The sequence below is a fragment of the Saliphagus sp. GCM10025334 genome (genome assembly GCF_042663485.1).
GTDB lineage: Archaea > Halobacteriota > Halobacteria > Halobacteriales > Natrialbaceae > Natronosalvus.
In genome coordinates this window covers 1,419,804-1,438,355 of the sequence record NZ_JBHTAF010000001.1, presented here as the reverse complement: position 1 = coordinate 1,438,355, position 18,552 = coordinate 1,419,804, and the positions used below count along the sequence as shown (strand labels likewise).

Sequence of the window (18,552 nt, the reverse complement as noted above, 5' to 3'; positions counted from 1 at the left end):
CTGCCGTATTAAGTGTTGCATCGCTGTCTCGAGTCCGAGTCTCTCGAGCCGGCTACACCGTCCATCGTAACTCGACTCGACCACACCAGCCAGTACAACTCGAGCCAGGCAGCGCCACCGCTCGAGCACACGAGGTCGAAGAAATCGTCGAATCGAACCGATCAGTCGGCCTGAACGGCTTCCGCGGACTCCTCGGACTCGCGGTAGTGCTCCGCGATGAGGTCCTCGTCGATCCGGTTGAGTTCCTCTTTGGGCAGCATCGAGAGGAGATCCCAGCCGATCTCGAGGGTATCCTCGATCGACCGGTCGGTGTCGTACCCCTGCTGGACGAACTCGTTTTCGAACCGGTCGGCGAAGTCGAGGAATTTGTTGTCCCGTTCGGTCAGTGCCTCGCGACCGACGATGTTCACGAGGTCGCGCAGGTCCTCACCCTCCGCGTACGCGGCGTAGAGCTGGTCGGAAACGTCCGCGTGATCGCCGCGGGTCAGTCCCTCGCCGATCCCGTCGTCCATCAGCCGCGACAGGCTGGGCAGGACGTTGATCGGCGGCTCGATCCCTTGACTGTTCAGGGACCGGTCGACGATGATCTGACCCTCCGTGATGTAGCCCGTCAGGTCCGGAATCGGGTGGGTGATGTCGTCGGAGGGCATCGTCAGGATCGGAATCTGGGTGACCGAGCCCTCGCGGCCCTGGATTCGACCCGCCCGCTCGTAGAGCTGGGCCAGGTCGGTGTACATGTATCCGGGGTAGCCACGTCGGCCCGGCACCTCCTCGCGGGCCGCGCCGATCTCGCGCAGCGCCTCACAGTAGTTCGTGATGTCCGTGAGGATGACGAGGACGTGGTAGTCCTTCTCGAAGGCGAGGTACTCGGCGGTGGTCAGGGCCAGTCGCGGCGTGACCGTCCGCTCGACGGCGGGGTCGTCCGCGAGGTTCATGAAGACGACCGAGCGCTCGAGCGCGCCGGTGCGCTCGAAGTCCTGCATGAATTCGTTGGCCTCCTCCTGGGTGATCCCCATCGCGCCGAAGATGACGGCGAACTCCGAGCCCTCCTCGTCGCTTTCTCCTTCCTCCTCCGGCACCGTCGCCTGCCGGGCAATCTGGAGCGCCAGATCGTTGTGCGGCAGTCCGGAACCGGAGAAGATCGGCAGTTTCTGCCCGCGAACGAGCGTGTTCATGCCGTCGATAGAACTGACACCCGTCTGGATGAACTCCTCGGGGTACTCCCGGGAGTAGGGGTTGATCGCCGCGCCGACGATGTCGAGTCGCTCGTCGGGAACGATCTCGGGACCGCCGTCGATGGGGTTCCCGGACCCGTCGAGGACGCGCCCGAGCAGGTCCTCCGTGACGGGCATCTTCATGGTCTCGCCCAGGAAGCGAACGGAGGCGTTGCGGTCGATGCCGCCCGTCCCCTCGAACACCTGGATCGAGACGAGTCCTTCGCTCGATTCGAGTACCTGTCCGCGCAGGGTCTTGCCGTCTTTCGTTTCGATCTCGACGATCTCGTCGTAGCCAACGGGTTCGTCGACCTCGGCAAACACCAGCGGACCGCTGATTTCCGTGATCGTTTGATATTCTTTCATGATTGGCTAGTAGAGGGCCCTGATCTGGGACTCGATATCCGACTCGAGTTCATCGATGAATTCGTGCCAGTCCTCGGCGGTGCCCATCCGGTTGAGCCGGGGGGTCGCCTCGACGTCCTGGATCTCGTCGACCGGGACGCCGGCGTCGAGCGCCTCGAAGGCCTCGTCGTTGAACGTCTTGATCGCCTGGAGCATCCGGTAGGTCTTCTCGGGCTCGCAGTAGGTGTCCACGTCGTGGAACGCGTTCTGCTGGAGCCACGCCTCCCGAAGGTAGCGCGCGACCTCGAGGGTCAGCTGCTGGTCCTCCGGCAGGGCGTCCTTGCCGACGAGCTGGACGATCTCCTGGAGTTCGTCCTCCTCGTCGAGCACGTCGACGGCCCACTGGCGGACCTCCGGGTAGTCTTCCGCGACGTTCTCCCGGTACCAGGGATCGAGTTGCTGTCGGTACAACGAGTACGACTCGTTCCAGTTGATCGACGGGAAGTGCCGGCGCTCGGCGAGGTCAGCGTCTAGTGCCCAGAACGTCTTGACGATGCGCAGGGTGTTCTGGGTGACGGGCTCGGAGAAGTCACCGCCCGGAGGCGAGACTGCGCCGATGGCCGACACCGATCCCTGGGTACCGTTGATGTTCTGGAACAGGCCGGCGCGCTCGTAGAACTCCGAGAGCGACGCGGCGAGGTAGGCGGGGTAGCCCTCCTCACCGGGCATCTCCTCGAGTCGGCTCGAAATCTCGCGCATGGCCTCTGCCCACCGCGAGGTGGAGTCGGCCATCAGCGCGACGTCGTAGCCCATGTCGCGGAAGTACTCCGCGATGGTGATCCCCGTGTAGATGCAGGATTCACGAGCCGCGACGGGCATGTTCGAGGTGTTCGCGATGAGGCAGGTCCGGCTCATCAGCGGCTTCCCGGTCTTGGGGTCTTCCAGTTCCGGGAAGTCCTCGATGACCTCGGTCATCTCGTTGCCGCGCTCGCCACAGCCGACGTAGACGACGATGTCCGCGTCGGCCCACTTCGCGAGCTGGTGCTGGGTGACCGTCTTCCCGGAGCCGAAGGGGCCCGGAATCGCCGCGGTACCGCCCTTGGCGATCGGGAACAGACCGTCGAGGATGCGCTGTCCGCTGACGAGTGGGATCGTCGGCGTCCGCTTCTCCTTGGCGGGGCGGGCCGACCGAACCGGCCACTCCTGGTGCATCGTAACCTCCTCGCCGGAATCGAGTTCGGCGACGACCTCGTCGACCGCGAACGTGCCGCTCTCGATCGAGGTAATCTCGCCACCCTCGTAATCCGGCGGGACCATCACCTTGTGGGTGATGCTCTCGGTTTCGGGGACTTCACCGATGACGTCCCCGGGTTCGACCGCGTCTCCCTCGTCGACGGTGGGCGTAAACTCCCACGTCGCCTCGAGGTCGATCCCCGGCGCGTCGACCCCGCGGTCGAGGAACGCCGAGTTCATCTTCTCCTCGAGTTCGTCGAGCGGTCGCTGGACGCCGTCGTAGATGGTGTCCAGCAGGCCGGGTCCGAGGTCGACCGAAAGCGGCTCGCCCGTGTTCTCGACGGGTTCGCCGGGGCCGACGCCGGAGGTCTCCTCGTAGACCTGAATCGTGGTCAGGTTCCCTTCGATTTCGATGACCTCGCCCATCAGCCCTTCGTCGCCGACGTAGACGACGTCGTTCATTCGGGCGTCGAGGTCCGCGGCGGTCACGACGGGACCGCTCACGCTTTCTATCACACCGTCTTCGTCGACGGATTCTAGTGCCTGGCTCATAGCTTACTGACTGTCTTGGTCTTCGTCCTCGTCCATCAGGTCGATTCCGATGGCGCGTTTGATCTGCTCGCGAAGGCCACCGCCACCGCCGGCACCGCCGCCGATGGTGATGACGACCGGCTCGACGCTCGTTTCGACGTCAGAGCGGACGTTTCGCGAGAGATACTCGAGGTCGTCCTCGTGCATGATGACGATGCCGACGTCACCGTCCTGGAGGACGGCCGTAGCGGCGTCGTCGAGGGTGTCGGCCTTTTCGTCGTCAGGGACGTTCTCGAACCGTCTGACGCCGGCGAGCCGAAAGCCCGTGGTGAACTCCGGACTGCCGACGACTGCGATCTCCTGGCTCATAGGATCACCAGCTCCTCTTCGATTTCGTTCTCCGAGAGGCCGACCTCTCGACCGCGAGCGATGGCGCGGATGTTCTCGATCTCGCGTTCTTTCGCGAGAATGTACGAGAGCACGGCCGACACCGACACCGGGTAGATGCTCGAGAGCGTGTCCGCGTACTCGAGCAACGCGGCGTCGACGGCGTGTTCGAACTGGATCAGGCTGTCGGCGTCGCGCAGTCGGTCGAGCGCGCCCGAGAGCCGGTCACCGTAGCGGCGGTTGGCGGCGATGTGATCGACCAGATCGTCGTAGCGGTTGACCAGCTGGCGGAGTTCGCTCTCGGTGAAGAGCACGCCGCCGTCGATGTAGTACGCCGCGGGGTCGAGGTCGGCGCCGCTGCGAGCGAGTCGCAGAGCGTTCCGTGCGTTCCGGAAGTCGATCTCGGCCTGGAGGAACTCGATGTAGAGCGCTCGCGGTCCCTCCTGTGGACCGGCCGACCCGGGCGTGTCGAGGCCGCGGATGTCGGCCAGCAGCCGTTCGTAGAACGCCCGATCGAGCGCGTTCTCGAGGGGGACCAGCGCGTGGCTCTCCTCGTACTCCTCGTAGGCGACCTCGAGGGGGTCGTGGTAGATCGTCCGGTCGAGCACCTCGATCGCGTCCTCGATGGTGTCGACCTCGAGCAGGCGGTCGATGGTTCGCTCGTCGAGTTCGCCGGCACGGATCAGGTCCGTCCGAACCTCCTCGGCGTTGGAGTCGGTGTAGATGCCCCGGAGGATCGTCTTCAGGTTCCAGACGTCGAACTTCCGGAGGTACCGGGCGATGAGGTCGTAGAGACGACCGTCGGCCCAGTCGAGCAGGTCGTGGAAGTGCCTGGCGAGATTCTGGTTCAGCGCGTACTCGATCAGGTCGACGCCGGAAAAGCGGGTACCGAGGGCGTTGATCTCGCGTTCGTACTCCGTCTCCTCCATGAACCGTGCGATCTCGCTCGGCCCCATCCGGACCAGTTTCCGATAGTCTTCGTCCGCGAACAGCGAGGCTCGACGCGACCGCACGCGAGCGTTCACGTATTCCGGATTCGAGGCGCCCGTACTCACGCGAACCACCTCGTGTGGTGAGCCGAGTGTCGTGAGGCGATCCTCGTCGGACGAGTCCGACGTAGGTGAGTGTGAGCAGAGAGTGGGATGCGAGCCGTGCGAGTGGGAACGACCGTGCTCATTGCTCGAAGAGTCGGTTACTGATCTCCCGGAGGTTCTCTTCCCAGACGTCCTCGAGCACCGAGTCGAAGGTGTTGTTCACCCGGACGCGGGACTGGTCGCTCTCGACGACGACGCCGCCGAGGCAGTCGCGCTCGCCGGCGTACGCGTAGCCGTCGTAGTCCGCGAGGATCGACTCGATCTGTGCTTGGTCCTCGGCGCGACCGTAGACGCGAACGTCGTCGCCCTCGTCGAACTCCTCGCCGGCCGCGTCGATGAGCGTCCGCGTCAGGTCCTCGCGGGTCTCGCCCTCGAGGTCGGCCAGTTCGGTTTCGACCTGCTCGCGAACCTCGCCGAGGACGTTGCGTCGGGCCTCCAGGCGCTCCTGTTTCGCCTCCAGTTTCGCACTGGAGAGTCGCTGTTCGCGCAGCTGCTCGATCTCGCGTTCGACCTCGGTCTCGGCACGCTCGAGGGTTTCCTCGGCGTCGTCCTCGGCCGCCGACTCGATCTCCTCGGCGCGAGCCTCGCCTTCCGCGCGGATGTCCTCCGCACGCGCGTGGGCCTCTTCTCGAATGTCTTCTACGACTGTATCCAAACTCATTGTGGAAAAGCGAACGGGGGTGCTTAGGCGATGAAGACGACGACCAGTGCCAGGATCACGAGCGTCTCTGGGAGGACGGTCATGATCAGGCCTGGCACGAACATGTCGTCGTCCTCGGCCATCGCGCCGACGGCAGCCGCACCGATACCTCGCTCGGCGTATCCGGAGGCGAGTGCCGCGAGACCGACCGCGATCGCGGCGGCCGCGCCGGGGTCGTTCAGGGTCTGCAGTGCAACGTTCGAGGCTTCGAGGGATTCCATCATTTTTGATTACTCCTGGCTGTAGGTTCGATCGTGTCCGAACGGTTCGTAGTTGGCTCCACCGCCTTCATAAAACTTGTTAAAGAATTCGACGTACTCCAGTCGAACGCCCTGTAAGCCGGCGCTTGTCACGCCAAGGATTAACACGACGATGTGTCCGACGACTAGAATGACGAAGCCGCCGATGAGTCCGGCGATGCCACCCATGTGCATGAGGCCGTCGAAGATGACTGTGGCCCCACTGCCGTAGTGTTCGGCGACGTAGCTGGGGTCGTGTCCGGCCGAGCCGAGGAAGTGGAACGCTCCATCGGGATCCTCGTAGGCGCCGAAGAACAGCAGGTTGACCACGAAAGCCATGCCGGCCTTCGCGAGCAACACCGCGCCCATCCGGGTGTACGAGAAGACGTTCACGACGACGTCGAGCGCTTCGACGACCTCGACGGTGTCACCGATCGCGAGCATGACCAGTCCGACGAAGAACACGAGCAGCGGCACCGTCAGCAGGGAACCGCCGATGCCCGGTATCGCTTCCGGGAACGTGAACAGGCCCCACTCGGGGAACCCGGTGAACCCGATCGGGAAGGGTCCATCGCTGGCGAACGTCGTGTAGAGGAACTCCGGCTTCTCGCCCGCGGCGTGAGCCGAGAAGATCCAGATCCAGATCCCGTTGAGCATCAGGATCCACGACCCGCTGTGGAAGAGCGCGTCCTTGACGCCGTGGCTGAGGTTCTCGTAGAAGTCGATCAGGTAGCCGATGTTCAGGTGCACGATGCCGGCGAGCACGCTCACGACCATCCAGCCGATGGCGAACTCGGCGGCACCGGGCTCGAGGCCCTTGTTCAACGGCAACAGCTCGACGTCGAACAGGTCGCCCCAGACGATGTCGCCGAGAGCGTGCAAGCCGAAAATTTCGCCGTAGATGAACCCGAAGATGATCGTGAACGCGCCGGCCCAGATGGCCACGCCGCCCAGACTCGAGATGCCGTCGCTCTCGAAGTTAGTCGCCATGTAGTAGCCGATGGCGACGTACAGGATCCCGTAGCCGACGTCGCCGATCATGAAGCCGAAGAAGACCGGGAACGTCAGGAACAGGAAGATCGTCGGGTCGAGTTCACTGTATTTGGGTTTGTTGACCGCGTTGACCAGGGCCTCGAACGGCTTCGCGGCCGAGGGGTTGTCCTGGATGACCGGCGGTTCGTCGTCCATCGTGACGGCCGAGCCGCCGTCGGTAACGGCTTTCTGCTCGGCCCGCTCTTCTTCGTCCTCACTGGCGGTCGGCCCGTCCTCGTCCTGTGCGGCGGGCGTCCCTTTCTGGACGTCTTCGGTGTGCGTGTGAGCGCCGTGACGGTCGTAGTCGGCGCGTTCGAGTTCTTCGATCTCGACGCTATCGCCGACGGCGTCGTTCAGCGCGGCGACGAGGCGGTCGTACTCGGTCGTCGGGATCCAGCCCTCGGCGATGAACGCTCGGTCGCTCGTCGCGAACTGCAGCGGCGCCTCGGCGCGCTGGACCTCGATCGTGAGTTTCTCCTCGGCGAGCAACAGGAACGCGCCCTCCTCGGTCTTGATCGTCTCGAGGTCGGCGTCGATCTCCTCGAGTTTGCCCTCGAGGTCGCGTTCTTCGCGCTCGAGATCAGAGACGTAGGACTCGGGGTCCTTCTCCGTCTCGGGCACCTGGTAGCGGCTGAAGTCGACGCCGACGAGGGCGTCGTCGACGAACCCTTCGTCGGCTCCGGCGGCGGGTGCTGCGACGATGGCGACGACTCCGTCGCCGGTGCCGGTGAACGTCTCGTAGGCGCGAACGTCGTCGGACGCGTCGAGGACCGTCTCGACCTCCGTCAGCGAGCCGTCGCCGACGACGACCTCGACGGAATCGTACCCCGACAGCAAGTCGAGGTCGATCCCGAGGTCCGCGAAGGGTTCGATCCGGTCGAGTCGCTCCCTGACGCGGCGCAGCTGGTCGCGAACCTCGGTGCGTCGGTCGTCGAGGTCGTTGACCCGCGTCCGGATGGACTCGAGGCGGGGCTCCCAGTCGTCGCCGAGCCGGCCGGTGGCGACGTCCACGTCCTCGTCCTCGAGGTCGAGCGTACTCTCGAGGGCTCGAACCGTGACGAGCTTCTCGGAGGCTTCGTCGGCGCCCACGATGGGGTTGCCGTTGTCGAAGCCCGCCCAGGAGCCGTCGTAGTCCGAGAGGTGCACCAGGTTCAGGTCGTAAACTGCCTCGATGACCGTGGGCATGACGCCCTTCGAGCCGGTCACCGAGACCTTGCTCATCCGTTCAGGTCTGAGCATTGACGTCCTCCTGGAACAGGTCGACGACGTGGGATGCCACCTCGTCGACCCGTGTCATGGCGCGTTTCTCGAGCGCCTCGCGGTCTTCGGTCCCCTCCCGGAGCACGCGTTCACACTCGGCGTCGATTTCCTCACGAGCGTCCTCGAGTCGGCGCTCCTTGAGGTCTCGAGCCTCCGCTTCTGCTTCCGAGCGAATCTCCTCGGCGCGTTTCCGGGCCTCGGCGATGCGCTCGTCGCGGTCGTTCTCCGCCAATGCGACGATTTCGTCGGCCTCCTCTTCGGCCGACTTGATCTCTTGTAGAACCTGTGGCCTCGGCATACTCTAAGCACCCGACGTTTGCTTGAGCGCGTATAAGGTAGTTGCGAAAGTGGCTGGCGTGCGGCCTCGCGTTTCGCTCCGGTCCCCGAAGGGAACGCCGAACGAGGGCCTCTCTCGAGTCGCCACTGCGGCGTCACCAGGCGCCGAATCGACGGACGGGGGCGCTCGAGTCGCGCTGGATGGACAGACCTATCACGACAGCCGGTCAATCGGCACCAAATGGGAATCCTCGAGAACAAGGCGCGGGCGCGGCTGTTCTACAAGTACCTCTCGACGATTTACGACCGGATCAACCCCTTCATCTGGAACGAGGAGATGCGAACCGAGGCGCTCTCGCTGCTCGACTTCGAGGACGCTGAAATGGTGCTCGACGTGGGCTGTGGCACCGGCTTCGCGACCGAGGGTCTGCTCGAGCACGTCGACACCGTCTACGCGCTCGACCAGAGCGAACACCAGCTCGAGAAGGCCTACGCCAAGTTCGGCAAGACGGGCGGCCCGGTCCACTTCCACCGGGGCGACGCGGAGCGACTCCCGTTTAAGACCGACACGTTCGATATCATCTGGTCGTCGGGATCGATCGAGTACTGGCCCGAACCCGTCCTCGCCTTGCGGGAGTTCAACCGCGTGCTGAAACCGGGGGGCCAGGTGCTCGTCGTCGGGCCAAACTACCCGGACAACCGGATCGCCCAGGTGCTGGCCGACGCGATGATGCTCTTCTACGACGAGTACGAGGCCGACCGCATGTTCAAGGAGGCGGGCTTCGAGGAAGTCAAGCACCTGTTCCAGGGACCCAGCTACGAACCCGAGGTGGCGATCACGACGATCGCTCGAGCGCCTGAAGAGTAACCCAGAGGGGGTTTGACGCCGATTCTTTGGCTGGCCCATATCGAGCCGGCTTCACTCCACCCGCCGCTCGAGGAAGTCAGCCAGCAGTTCGAACATCCGCAGCTTCTGTGCCTGATCCGACGACGCGTGGCCCTCTTCGCCGAGTTCCTCGTATTCGAAGTCCTCGCCCTCCTCGTAGCCGGCCTCGAGCAGGGCGTCCCGGAAGATCCTGGCCTGCGAAACGGGGACGCGGCGGTCGTTGACGCCGTGAACGAGGAAAATTGGCGCGTCGACGTTCTCGACGTGGGTGACGGGGCTGCGCTCCCGGTAGAGGTCGGGGTTCTCCTCGGGCGTCCCGAGGTAGGTCTCCATCAACTCCGTCCGGAAGTGGGGCATCGTGTTCTCGAACATGTCCGTGAGGTCGGTGAGGCCGATCCAGGCGACGCCCGCGGTGTACAGGTCCGGATACTGGACCATCTGCCAGTAGGCGGAGTAGCCGCCGTAGGAGCCGCCGAAGACGACGACGCGGTCCGAATCGAGGAAGTCGTAGGTCTCGAGGACGTGCTCGGCCGCGGTAGCGACGTCACCCTGTTCGGCGCCCGCCCAGTCGTCGTAGAGTTCGCGGACGAACGTCCGGCCCCGTCCCGTGGACCCACGGTAGTTGATCTGGAGCACCGAGAAGCCCTGGGAGACCAGTACCTGGGTGTAGAGGTCGAACGACTTCGTGTCTCGAGCGCGGGGGCCACCGTGGGGGTTGACGATCAGCGGCGACGGTCGCTCGCCCGAATCGTAGAAGAGCGCGCCGATCTCGAGTTCGTCGTAGGGCTCGTGCTCGACGGCGCGCTGGGGCGTCTCCGGAATCCCGTCGGAGTCCACGCGGAGGTACTCTGCGTCCGCGAAGTCCTCGGGATCGAACGGCCCGTATTCGGCCTCGAGCAGCGTCTCGTAGCTGTCATCGGACAGGTCGTAGACCAGCAGTTCGGGGCGCCGGGTGGGCGTCGTGTGCTGGACGAGCACCCGATCGTCGTCGATGACGACGCTGCCGGGACCGTAGCCGCCCAGGGAGGCGACGCCCTCGGGGACGTCGAACTCGCGGCCCTCGCCGGTCTCGAGGTCGTAGACGACGGGGACGGCGACGGCGTCGCGGCTCCGCATCGCGAGCACGCGCTCGCCGTCGGGGAGGAAGGCGGTCCCGTGTTCCTCGTACTCGTCCTCGCCGTACCACTCGACCGACTCCGACTCGAGGTCGTAGACGCCGATCCGCCCCAGGTCAGCGGAGTTGTCGCTGACGAGCAAGCGCTCGCCCTCGGGGCTCCAGTCGTTGGGCATCGACTCCGCGCCGTCCTCGCCCAGTTCGATATTTCGGGGGTTCGAGCCGTCGACGTCCATCACGTAGACGTCCTTGTTGTTGTGGTCGTCCGATTCGTTCGTCGAGAACGCCACCCGCTGGCCGTCCGGCGAGAGTTTCGCTCCACCGGCCGCTCGCTCGTAGTCGGTGATCTTGGTCGTCTCACCGCTCGAGCGGTCGTGGCGATAGAGGTTCATCTGGCCGTCTCGTGTGGAGCCAACGACCAGCGTCTCGCCGTCGTCGCTCACGTCCTGGACCGTGACCTGGCCGTCCATCTCGAGGACGGTCTCGACCTCGCCGTCGCGGGTGAGCGCGTAGACGTCGTTCTGCTCGTTGCCGTCGTCGTCGAGGTGGAAGAACACCCGGTCGCCGTCACCCCAGGTGACGTACCAGCGGGCGTTTCGGGGTACCTCGCCGTCGGACCACTGCTCGAGGTCGCCGCTCTCGACGTCGAGGACGTGGAGTTCGTTTCGCCCCGTCACGTCGTAGTAGAGCGCCACTTCGTCGCCGTCCGGGCTCATCGTCGGGTGGGCCATCGTCGGCAGACTCGCCAGCTCCTCGAGAACGTCGGCGTCGGTAGATTGTGCCATACGTCACCGTGACTCGGGGGGCTCTTCAATACTTGGAAATGCGTCACGTCTCTCCGCCTTCCGCACCATCGCCAGCGGGCGATATGGTGGCTTCAAGCCTCTCGAGCCCGAACCGCCGGCCGTGTCACAGCCGATCGTCGTCCCCGGAGCGCGAGACGTCCGGGCCACGCTCGAGGAACCGTCGTCGGAGCCGACTGCCATCGTCGTCGCCTGTCCGCCTCACCCCCAGCACGGGGGAAATCGAAGTGATCGGCGCCTGGTCGCCGTCAGCGACGCCCTCGTCGAGCGGGGAATTGCCTGCCTGCGGATCGACTACGGGGAGTGGAACGAGGGCCACGGCGAGCGAGAAGACGTCCGGAACGCGATCCGCTGGGCGAGCCCACGATACGACCGCGTCGGCGTCTTCGGCTTCAGTTTCGGCTCCGGCCTGGCCCTGCTCGCGAGCGCCGACGACCCCGCCGTCGACGCGGTCTCGGCACTGGCGCCGCCCTCGAGCCTCGGCCAGGATCTCGAGGTGGTGCCGGCGCTCGCGTCGCTCGATATTCCGGTCCAGATCGGCTACGGCGTCCGGGATACGACCGTCGACTGGGAACCGGTCGTCGAGGCGGCGACGGAGCGGGGCGACCGCGTGCTCGAGTTCTCGGCGGATCACTTCTTCGTCGGCCAGCACGAGTCGGTCGCGACGGAGATTGGCGATTTTTTCGCCGAGACGCTCGAGTGAGGCGTCGCTCTTTCGTTCTCTCTCTGAGTCGCCGGTTCGGTCACTGACTCTCGCTCGAGCGACACCCTGTCGTGGAAACACGCCCACAGAAAGACGGCCCGTCGACCGCTCAGGTCGTCCGGAACGCCCGGTCGCCGGCGTCACCCAGGCCGGGGACGATGAAGCCGTTCTCGTCGAGGTGGTCGTCGATGGCCACCGTCAGGAGGTCGGCCTCGGGGACGGCCTCGCTCACGCGAAGCAGGCCCTCGGGCGCCGAAACCGCCGAGAGGACGATCAGGTGCTCCGGATCGGTCGAGTTCGCGACCACGTGCTCGAGGACGGCGTTCATCGTGCTGCCGGTCGCGAGCATCGGATCCGCGACGATCACGGTGTCGTCCTCGGTGATCTCGGGGAGCTTGACGTAGTCGATGGTGATCGGGAAGGTGCCGTTCTCGTCGCGCCCGGCCTCCTCGTCGCGACTGGCGCTGATGACGCCCTGGCGGGCGCGCGGGAAGGCCTTGAGCAATCCCTCGACGAACGGCGTCGCGGCCCGGAGGACGTTGATGATGACCACGTCGTCGAGCCCCTTGACCCGCTCGCCCATCGTGGGCTCGAGGGGTGTCTCGATCTCGACGTACTCGGTCTCCATGCGCCCGTCGATGATCTCGTAGCCACAGATCCGTCCGAGTTTCACGAGTCCCTTGCGGAAGCTCACCTGTTCGGTTTCGACGTCCCGCAGGCGCGAGAGCGTGTCCTTCGCCAGCGCGTGGGTGACGAGGTAGGCGTCACCGCGGTCTTCGATCGGCATACCGGCATTCCGCAGGCGGTGACATTTATTGTACCGATTGCTCGAGACGACCTTCCCTCCGAGCGCCGCTCTCGTCACCACTCGAGCCTCGAACCTCGAACGGCTCGCGGACGGTGCCTCGAGTCGGTCCGAAGGGGGCGCTTCAGCCGCAGGTACAGGTGCAGGTGGCGCCCGACGGCTCGCCGGTCGTCCGGCATCGGTTGGTCCGTTCAGTGCCCAGCGTCGTGCGGGTTCAGCTTCGTGCCGTAGTGTTCCGCGTGGTCGGCGTAGTCGATGAACCGCGGCGCGTCGGGGTCGAACGGCCGCTCGAGGCTCTCGAAGGCCTTCTTCTTGTCCCAGCTCTGAAGGCCGCCGATGGCCGACCGGTCCTCGAGGTCGTGGTACTCGAGAACGGGTTCGGTGAGTTCCCACGCCTGCAGCCCCTGCTCGGTGCGGACGATGACGCTCGAGAACTCGTCGGCGGAGCCGACGGAGCCGACGGTGATGTCGGCGGCATAGCCGGTGAAGTCGGCGCACTCGTCGCAGCCCTTGAGCGCGGCGTCGTGGAAGTTCTCGATGTCCTCCTCCAGCACCATCCGGCCGTCGTGGCCGTAGACCATCAACTTCCCGTGGAGGACGTCCATCTTGCCGATCTCGTCGGGCGAGATGCCCCGCTGTTCCTCGAGGTGCTCGCCCATGAGGCTGTAGTAGTTGAAGTTCTTGGTGCACATCAGCGCGATGGTGTAGTCCACCGCGCGGATGCCCTCCTCCTGGGCGCCGTATTCCCAGCCGAAGTCCTGCAGGGCGCGGATGCCCTCGATCTCGCAGGGAGTGCCCACGAGCGCCAGCGAGATGTCCTCCCAGGGCTCGTCGGGAAGCTTGTGCTCCCACTGACCGAGATCGAGGTTGCCGAGCGCGAGCGTCTGGTTGTAGATGGTGCCCGCGTTCTCGATCAGGTCCTCGCGGCTGGTGGCGAGGTAGCTCTCGGCCTTCCAGGGCTCCTCCTCGCTCTCGGTAGCGATGAGCGCGCCGTCGATCTCGCCGGCCTCGAGCAGAGTGGCGAGGATGCCGGTGACGACGCCGCCGTCCTGGGCCCCGCCGGTCCAGTCGTCGTCGACCTTCGCGGAGAACTCCGTGATCGGGTCGCCTGCGCCCGAGACGTTGTCGTCGCCGCCGGTGATCTTCCACTGGCGCTCGTAGCGCAGGCCGCCGCGGGGACAGAAGTCCCAGCAGAGCGAACAGCCGGTGCACATCTTGACCAGTTTCGGCAGGTCGTCGTCACCGACGCCGATGGAGTCCGACGGACAGGCCGAAACGCAGGTTCCACACTGGATACAGCGGCCGTCGTCGATGACGGCCTCGTCCAGTTCCATGAACCAGGTCTTCTCGTCGGGCGTCTCGATGTCGTTCATCTCCGAGCGGATCTCGTAGCCCGGCGTCTCGAGGTCGACGCCCTCGGGAACGCCGACGCGCTCGTCGGGCGCACCGCTGTCGACGTCCTGGCTGACCCCTTCGGCGGGTTCGGTGAACTCCACGTCGCCGAGGGTTCCGTCGGCGTCGACGTTTGCCGGTCGAGCGCCACCGTCAGGGCGAAGCCCTGACCTGCCCTCGTTCGTTTCACTCACGGGAACGCCGTCGGAATGGATCTCCGACGAGCCCTCGTTGGCGGTTTCCGCCGTAGCCGCCGTGGCCGACTCGGATTCCTCGCCGCCGGGACCGACGCCGTCGGCGGGAATCGTGCCGTGTTCGCTGTCGGGGCGGTGGATCCGCGCGCCGGAGGCAATTGGGACCGACTCCTCGTCATCGTCGGCGTCCGTCTCGGGGACTGCCGGGAACGCGGGGGTATCGTCGACGTCGCTGTCCCGTTCCTCGGTCGTCCGCTCGTCGTGTTCCTCAGTCATCGACAGCCACCCCCTCGGTGACGGGTGCGTCTGCCTGCTTCATGATCGAGCGCAGTCGCCCGTTGTCGACCCGGCGACACCACTCGTAGAACCGCTCGCCGTCGGCCCGGCCCTCGGCGTAGGCCTCGAACAGCCGCTCGAGGGCGGGGATGACCGCCTCGGCGGGGACCGCATTCTCGACCCAGTCGAGGAACTCGTTGTCGGACCCGAGCGAGCCGCCGAGGCCGAAGTCCATGCCCTCGACGATGTCGTCAGCGTCTCGCGGGTTTTGCCCGCTCGAATCGTCCGCGGAGCGAGGCTCCGCGCTCTCACCGCCAGTATCGACCTGGACGGTCTCACCACGGAAGCCGATGTCCGCGATCTGGGGCTGGGCGCACGATGCGGAACAGCCCGACATGTGCATCCGGACGACCTCGAGGTCGTCTGGCGTGTCGATGCGGTCGTCGAGTTCGCGGGCCCAGCGCCTGACGCGCTTTTTCGTCTCGATGATGCCGTAGTTGCAGAACTCCGAACCGGTGCAGCCGACGGCGCCGCGCGAGAACGGCCCTGGATCAGGCTGGTAGTCCTGGGCGAACGGCTCCGCGAGCAGGTCCTCGACGTTCTCCACCGGAACGTGGGTGATGAGGAAGTTCTGGTCGGTCGCCAGCCGGATCGAGGCGTCCTCGGCGCCGTACGTCCTGGCCGCGCGGGCCGCCTCGGCGAACTCGTCGCCGCCCATCCGCCCGGCGATCACGTTGAAGCCGACGTACGTCAGGCCCTCCTGTTTCTGGTCGTGGACGCCGACGTGGTCGCCGGCGTACCCCTCGGTGAGGTCGATGCCCCTGGTGGGCAAGTCGACGGTGCAGCGGTCGCGAATCGCCTCCTCGAACGTCTCGGGGCCGAGCTGCTCGACGAGGTAGCGCATCCGGCAGACGCCGCGGTTGTTGCGGTCGCCGAGCTCCTTGAACGTCTGGGCGACCGCCCGGCAGAACTCGACGGCATCTTCAGGCAAGACGAACACGTCGAGGTTCGAGGCCATCCGCGGGCCGTCCGAGAGGCCGCCGCCAACGCGGACGTGGAAGCCGTAGTACTCCTGTCCGTCGAGTTCCTTGCGTGCGGGAACCAGCCCGAGGTCGTTGATCTGGGACTGGCCGCAGTCGTGTTTGCACCCCGTGATCGTCATCTTGAACTTCCGGGGGAGGTTCGCGTACTCGCGGTTGCCGGTGAAGTACTCGGAGACGGCGTCGACGACCGGCTGGGCGTCGAAGCACTCGTGATCGTCGAGCCCCGCCGCGGGACAGCCGAGCACGTTCCGCGCGCCGTCACCGCACCCCTGGATCGTCGTCAGGCCGACCTCGTCGTAGCGCTCCCAGACGTCGGGGACGTCCTCGATCTCCACCCAGTGTTTCTGGACGTCCTGACGCGTGGTGATGTCGAGGTAGGCGTCGCCCCAGCATTCGTTCTGGTTCTCGCCGCCGTACGCCTCGGGTGCCCTGGCGTACTCCTCGACGACCTCGCCGATCACCTCGGCCTGATCGGGTGTAAGGTACCCGCCCGGAACCTTCGTCCGCATCATGAAGTAGCCGTCCTGGACGCCGTGGCTGTACATACCGGCCCACTTGAGCCGTTCCCACTCGCCGCCGCCGCCGCGTTCTTCAATCTCGTCGAAGGACAACCCCTCCTCGGCGTATCGCCTGACGTCATCGATGACGTCCAGCGGGTGCTTCTCTCGTTTCCACTCCTCGACCGCGTTCATCGTGTCGTCCTCCGGTTCTGGTCCGGGGGACCGTCTGTACCGTGCATGGTGAATCACCGACGCGACTTGCGTGCGAATATCTTACAGAGTCCTTATCAATGCCTCTTGGTATCACGGTCAACGCTGCTTGCGCTGCGCGAAACGTTCACATTCTTGCCGGTACCCGTGACGCGCCCATCAGCGAGATCAGTAGCGAAGGTCGATCCTATCCGGGCGTCCGCCGGCCTCGCCGGGGTCGGCCCCGGCATGCCCGACCGACGTTCCTGCCGCTCGCCGTGAGCACTCCGAACCAGTACGCTATCGGTCCAGGCGGTTGGAGATCGGGTGCTCGTCGCTCGCTACGATGCGGAGGAAATTGCCGGTTTCGGGCAGCGGCGGCGACAGCCGGGCCCGGCCGTCTTCAGGTTGATTTGCAACGCCGGCGAGCACTCGATTCGATTACTTCCTCGAGCCAAGACCTTCTCGGCCGGTCACCCTGCCAACAGCTGCGGCCCGAAGAGCATGAACAGGAAGCTCACGAGCATCGTGACGCCGACGAGCGTCGTCACGACCCGGACCATCCCCCGGGTCGCCTCGAGCGGGAGCCGCGAGAGGACGGACTCCGTGCTCGTCCGGAGGATGTGCCCGCCGTCGAGCGGGAACGCCGGAATGCAGTTGAAGAAGCCGAGCTGGACGTTGATCCAGCCGGTCCAGAACAGCGCGTTAGCGAGGGCGAACACGGTCCAGTCGCCCAGGCCGGCGAGCAACCCCTGGGCCTGATAGAAGTTCTCGATACCGCCGGCGAAGCCGGCGAAGTTGTACGGCAGGAGGCCGACGACGGAGACGATCGGCAAGAAGAGCACGAACGCGACCTTCCCGAGGAAGCTGTCGGTGATGTGGCCGTAACTGCCCTGAGCGTCGCCGCCGAGGACCGCCAGGTACTCCTCGACCGGGTACAGCTCCAGGCCGGCGTCGCTCACCTGGACGCCGGAGATGCCGCCGACGCTGAAGAAGCCGACGGTTCCGCCCTTGGTGAGCTGACTGCGTTCGCCGAGGGTGACGTCGTAGCTGACGCGCTCGCCGCCGAGGTAGCCCGCGACGGTCACCTCGTCGCCGGGATCGGTGTCGCCGAGCAGGGACTCGAGGTCGGCGTACGACTGCGTGCGCTCGCCGTCGAACTCGGTGATGACGAATCGCTCACCGGCGGGTGCTCCTGCCTCGGTGAGCGGGCCGTCGTCGGCGACCTGGACGACGCTCCCGATGGGGACGGCCTCGAGCGTTCGCTCCTCGCCGTCGCGCTGGATCGTCAGGTCGACCGTTTCGCTGTCGCCGACGGCCTCGAGGAAGCCCGCCTCGGTGACGACTGGCTCGCCGTCGACAGCCAGGATGAGGTCGCCGGGCTCGATGTCGATCGGCGAGTCCTCGAGCGCGGCGGTCACCGGCAGGGACTGGTCCATCTCCTCGGTCCGATCGCCGTTGAGTTCGACGGTAACGGTGCCGCTACCCGCGGCCTCGAGCGTCTCCGAGAGGTCGTCGTTAGACTCGACCGGTTGCCCCTCGACGGCGGTGATGCGGTCGTTGGGCTGGATGCCCGCGGCTTCGGCGGGCGAACCGGGGGCGACGCCGCCGACGGCGGCGCCCGGGGCGGCGCCGATCGATCCGACGACCGGGCCGAAGAGCAGGGCGAACGCGAGGATCGTCACCGCGAAGTTGAACGTGACGCCCGCGGCGAACATTCGCGTTTGCGCCCCCCGGGAGGCCGCTCGGCTGCTCTCCTGGTCGGGTTCGACGAACGCGCCGATCGGCAGAACGGCGAGCATGGCGACGCCCATCGAGTCGATGTCGATGTCCTCGACGCGACAGAGCAGGCCGTGGCCACCCTCGTGGACGACGAGGCCGACCAGGAGGCCGACGACGATGCCCGGGGTAGCCGACAGCGGCAGGAACTCGTTGACGCCCGGAATCACGAGGACGTTCGAGGGTTGCTGGACGCTCGAGGGTTGTGGCGAGTTCGCGGCGGCGAACGCGGCGGTGAGCAAGAAGACGAACATCGCGCCCATGACGACGATGGCGATGCCGACGCCGAAATTCGCCCAGGCGCGCCAGAACCGTTTCGGTCCGGCGAGCCAGTCGAGGAAGGCCCGCCCGCGTTTCGTGTGGATAGTCAGGATCGGCCCCTGGGTCTTGACGTAGTTGGGGAGGAGACCGCGCTGGCGGAGGGCGACGACGGCCAGCCAGTAGGCGGCGATCCCGGCGAGAATCCACGTGAGAGTGTCCGAGATGGGGAGGAACGCGACGACCGTGGAAGTCTGCATTGGTACGTTGTGGGAGCGGCGTAGCCAAAGGCGTTTTGT

General features: G+C 65.9%; 15 protein-coding genes. 2 read left to right on the top strand and 13 right to left on the bottom strand.

Annotated features, from left to right (window positions below):
* Window positions 1–161 precede the first annotated feature (161 nt).
* The 8 genes from ACFQO4_RS06685 to ahaH form a co-directional block, all read right to left on the bottom strand.
* Window positions 162–1,580 carry an ATP synthase subunit B gene (locus ACFQO4_RS06685; protein ID WP_500260149.1) on the bottom strand — a complete coding sequence of 473 codons (1,419 nt, stop codon included), beginning with the start codon at window positions 1,578–1,580 and terminating at the stop codon, window positions 162–164.
* A 6-nt stretch (window positions 1,581–1,586) separates the two neighbouring features.
* Window positions 1,587–3,344 carry an ATP synthase subunit A gene (locus ACFQO4_RS06680; protein ID WP_500260148.1) on the bottom strand — a complete coding sequence of 586 codons (1,758 nt, stop codon included), beginning with the start codon at window positions 3,342–3,344 and terminating at the stop codon, window positions 1,587–1,589.
* A 3-nt stretch (window positions 3,345–3,347) separates the two neighbouring features.
* Window positions 3,348–3,692: a V-type ATP synthase subunit F gene (locus ACFQO4_RS06675; protein WP_500260147.1), complete on the bottom strand. Its 345-nt coding sequence runs from the start codon at window positions 3,690–3,692 to the stop codon at window positions 3,348–3,350.
* Window positions 3,689–4,765: a V-type ATP synthase subunit C gene (locus ACFQO4_RS06670; RefSeq protein ID WP_500260146.1), complete on the bottom strand. Its 1,077-nt coding sequence runs from the start codon at window positions 4,763–4,765 to the stop codon at window positions 3,689–3,691. The genes ACFQO4_RS06675 and ACFQO4_RS06670 overlap by 4 nt, the downstream gene beginning before the upstream one ends.
* Before the next feature lie 118 nt (window positions 4,766–4,883).
* Window positions 4,884–5,465, bottom strand: a complete 582-nt coding sequence (locus ACFQO4_RS06665; RefSeq protein ID WP_500260145.1) for a V-type ATP synthase subunit E — start codon at window positions 5,463–5,465, stop codon at window positions 4,884–4,886.
* 23 nt (window positions 5,466–5,488) lie between these two features.
* Entirely contained in the window at window positions 5,489–5,725 is a 237-nt protein-coding gene (locus tag ACFQO4_RS06660) for an ATP synthase subunit C-like protein (protein ID WP_500260144.1), read from the bottom strand.
* 9 nt (window positions 5,726–5,734) lie between these two features.
* Complete coding sequence (locus ACFQO4_RS06655; RefSeq protein ID WP_500260143.1) at window positions 5,735–8,014, bottom strand: V-type ATP synthase subunit I; 2,280 nt, start codon at window positions 8,012–8,014, stop codon at window positions 5,735–5,737.
* Window positions 8,001–8,333 (bottom strand): ATP synthase archaeal subunit H, encoded by a 333-nt coding sequence (ahaH, locus tag ACFQO4_RS06650; protein ID WP_500260142.1) that lies wholly within the window; start codon window positions 8,331–8,333, stop codon window positions 8,001–8,003. Before ahaH ends, ACFQO4_RS06655 begins: the two co-directional genes overlap by 14 nt.
* Window positions 8,334–8,552: 219 nt before the next feature.
* Between ahaH and ACFQO4_RS06645 the strand changes: the two genes are divergently transcribed.
* Window positions 8,553–9,179: a methyltransferase domain-containing protein gene (locus ACFQO4_RS06645; RefSeq protein ID WP_500260141.1), complete on the top strand. Its 627-nt coding sequence runs from the start codon at window positions 8,553–8,555 to the stop codon at window positions 9,177–9,179.
* Between the two features lie 51 nt (window positions 9,180–9,230).
* On the opposite strand, the gene ACFQO4_RS06640 is transcribed toward ACFQO4_RS06645, so the two are convergent.
* Entirely contained in the window at window positions 9,231–11,096 is a 1,866-nt protein-coding gene (locus tag ACFQO4_RS06640; RefSeq protein WP_500260140.1) for a S9 family peptidase, read from the bottom strand.
* Between the two features lie 121 nt (window positions 11,097–11,217).
* Here ACFQO4_RS06640 and ACFQO4_RS06635 point away from each other — a divergent pair, with 121 nt between their 5' ends.
* Window positions 11,218–11,817, top strand: a complete 600-nt coding sequence (locus tag ACFQO4_RS06635; RefSeq protein ID WP_500260139.1) for an alpha/beta hydrolase — start codon at window positions 11,218–11,220, stop codon at window positions 11,815–11,817.
* A gap of 109 nt (window positions 11,818–11,926) precedes the next feature.
* Here the strand turns inward: ACFQO4_RS06635 and upp are convergent, their stop codons facing one another.
* The 4 genes from upp to ACFQO4_RS06615 form a co-directional block, all read right to left on the bottom strand.
* A complete protein-coding gene (upp, locus tag ACFQO4_RS06630; RefSeq protein ID WP_500260138.1) occupies window positions 11,927–12,604 on the bottom strand; it encodes a uracil phosphoribosyltransferase in 678 nt (225 codons plus the stop codon).
* Between the two features lie 209 nt (window positions 12,605–12,813).
* On the bottom strand, window positions 12,814–14,484 hold the full coding sequence (locus ACFQO4_RS06625) for a Coenzyme F420 hydrogenase/dehydrogenase, beta subunit C-terminal domain (protein WP_500260137.1): 1,671 nt from the start codon (window positions 14,482–14,484) through the stop codon (window positions 12,814–12,816).
* Complete coding sequence (locus tag ACFQO4_RS06620; RefSeq protein ID WP_500260136.1) at window positions 14,477–16,219, bottom strand: nitrite/sulfite reductase; 1,743 nt, start codon at window positions 16,217–16,219, stop codon at window positions 14,477–14,479. The genes ACFQO4_RS06625 and ACFQO4_RS06620 overlap by 8 nt, the downstream gene beginning before the upstream one ends.
* 470 nt (window positions 16,220–16,689) lie before the next feature.
* Window positions 16,690–18,513 carry a site-2 protease family protein gene (locus ACFQO4_RS06615; protein ID WP_500260135.1) on the bottom strand — a complete coding sequence of 608 codons (1,824 nt, stop codon included), beginning with the start codon at window positions 18,511–18,513 and terminating at the stop codon, window positions 16,690–16,692.
* Window positions 18,514–18,552 lie beyond the last annotated feature (39 nt).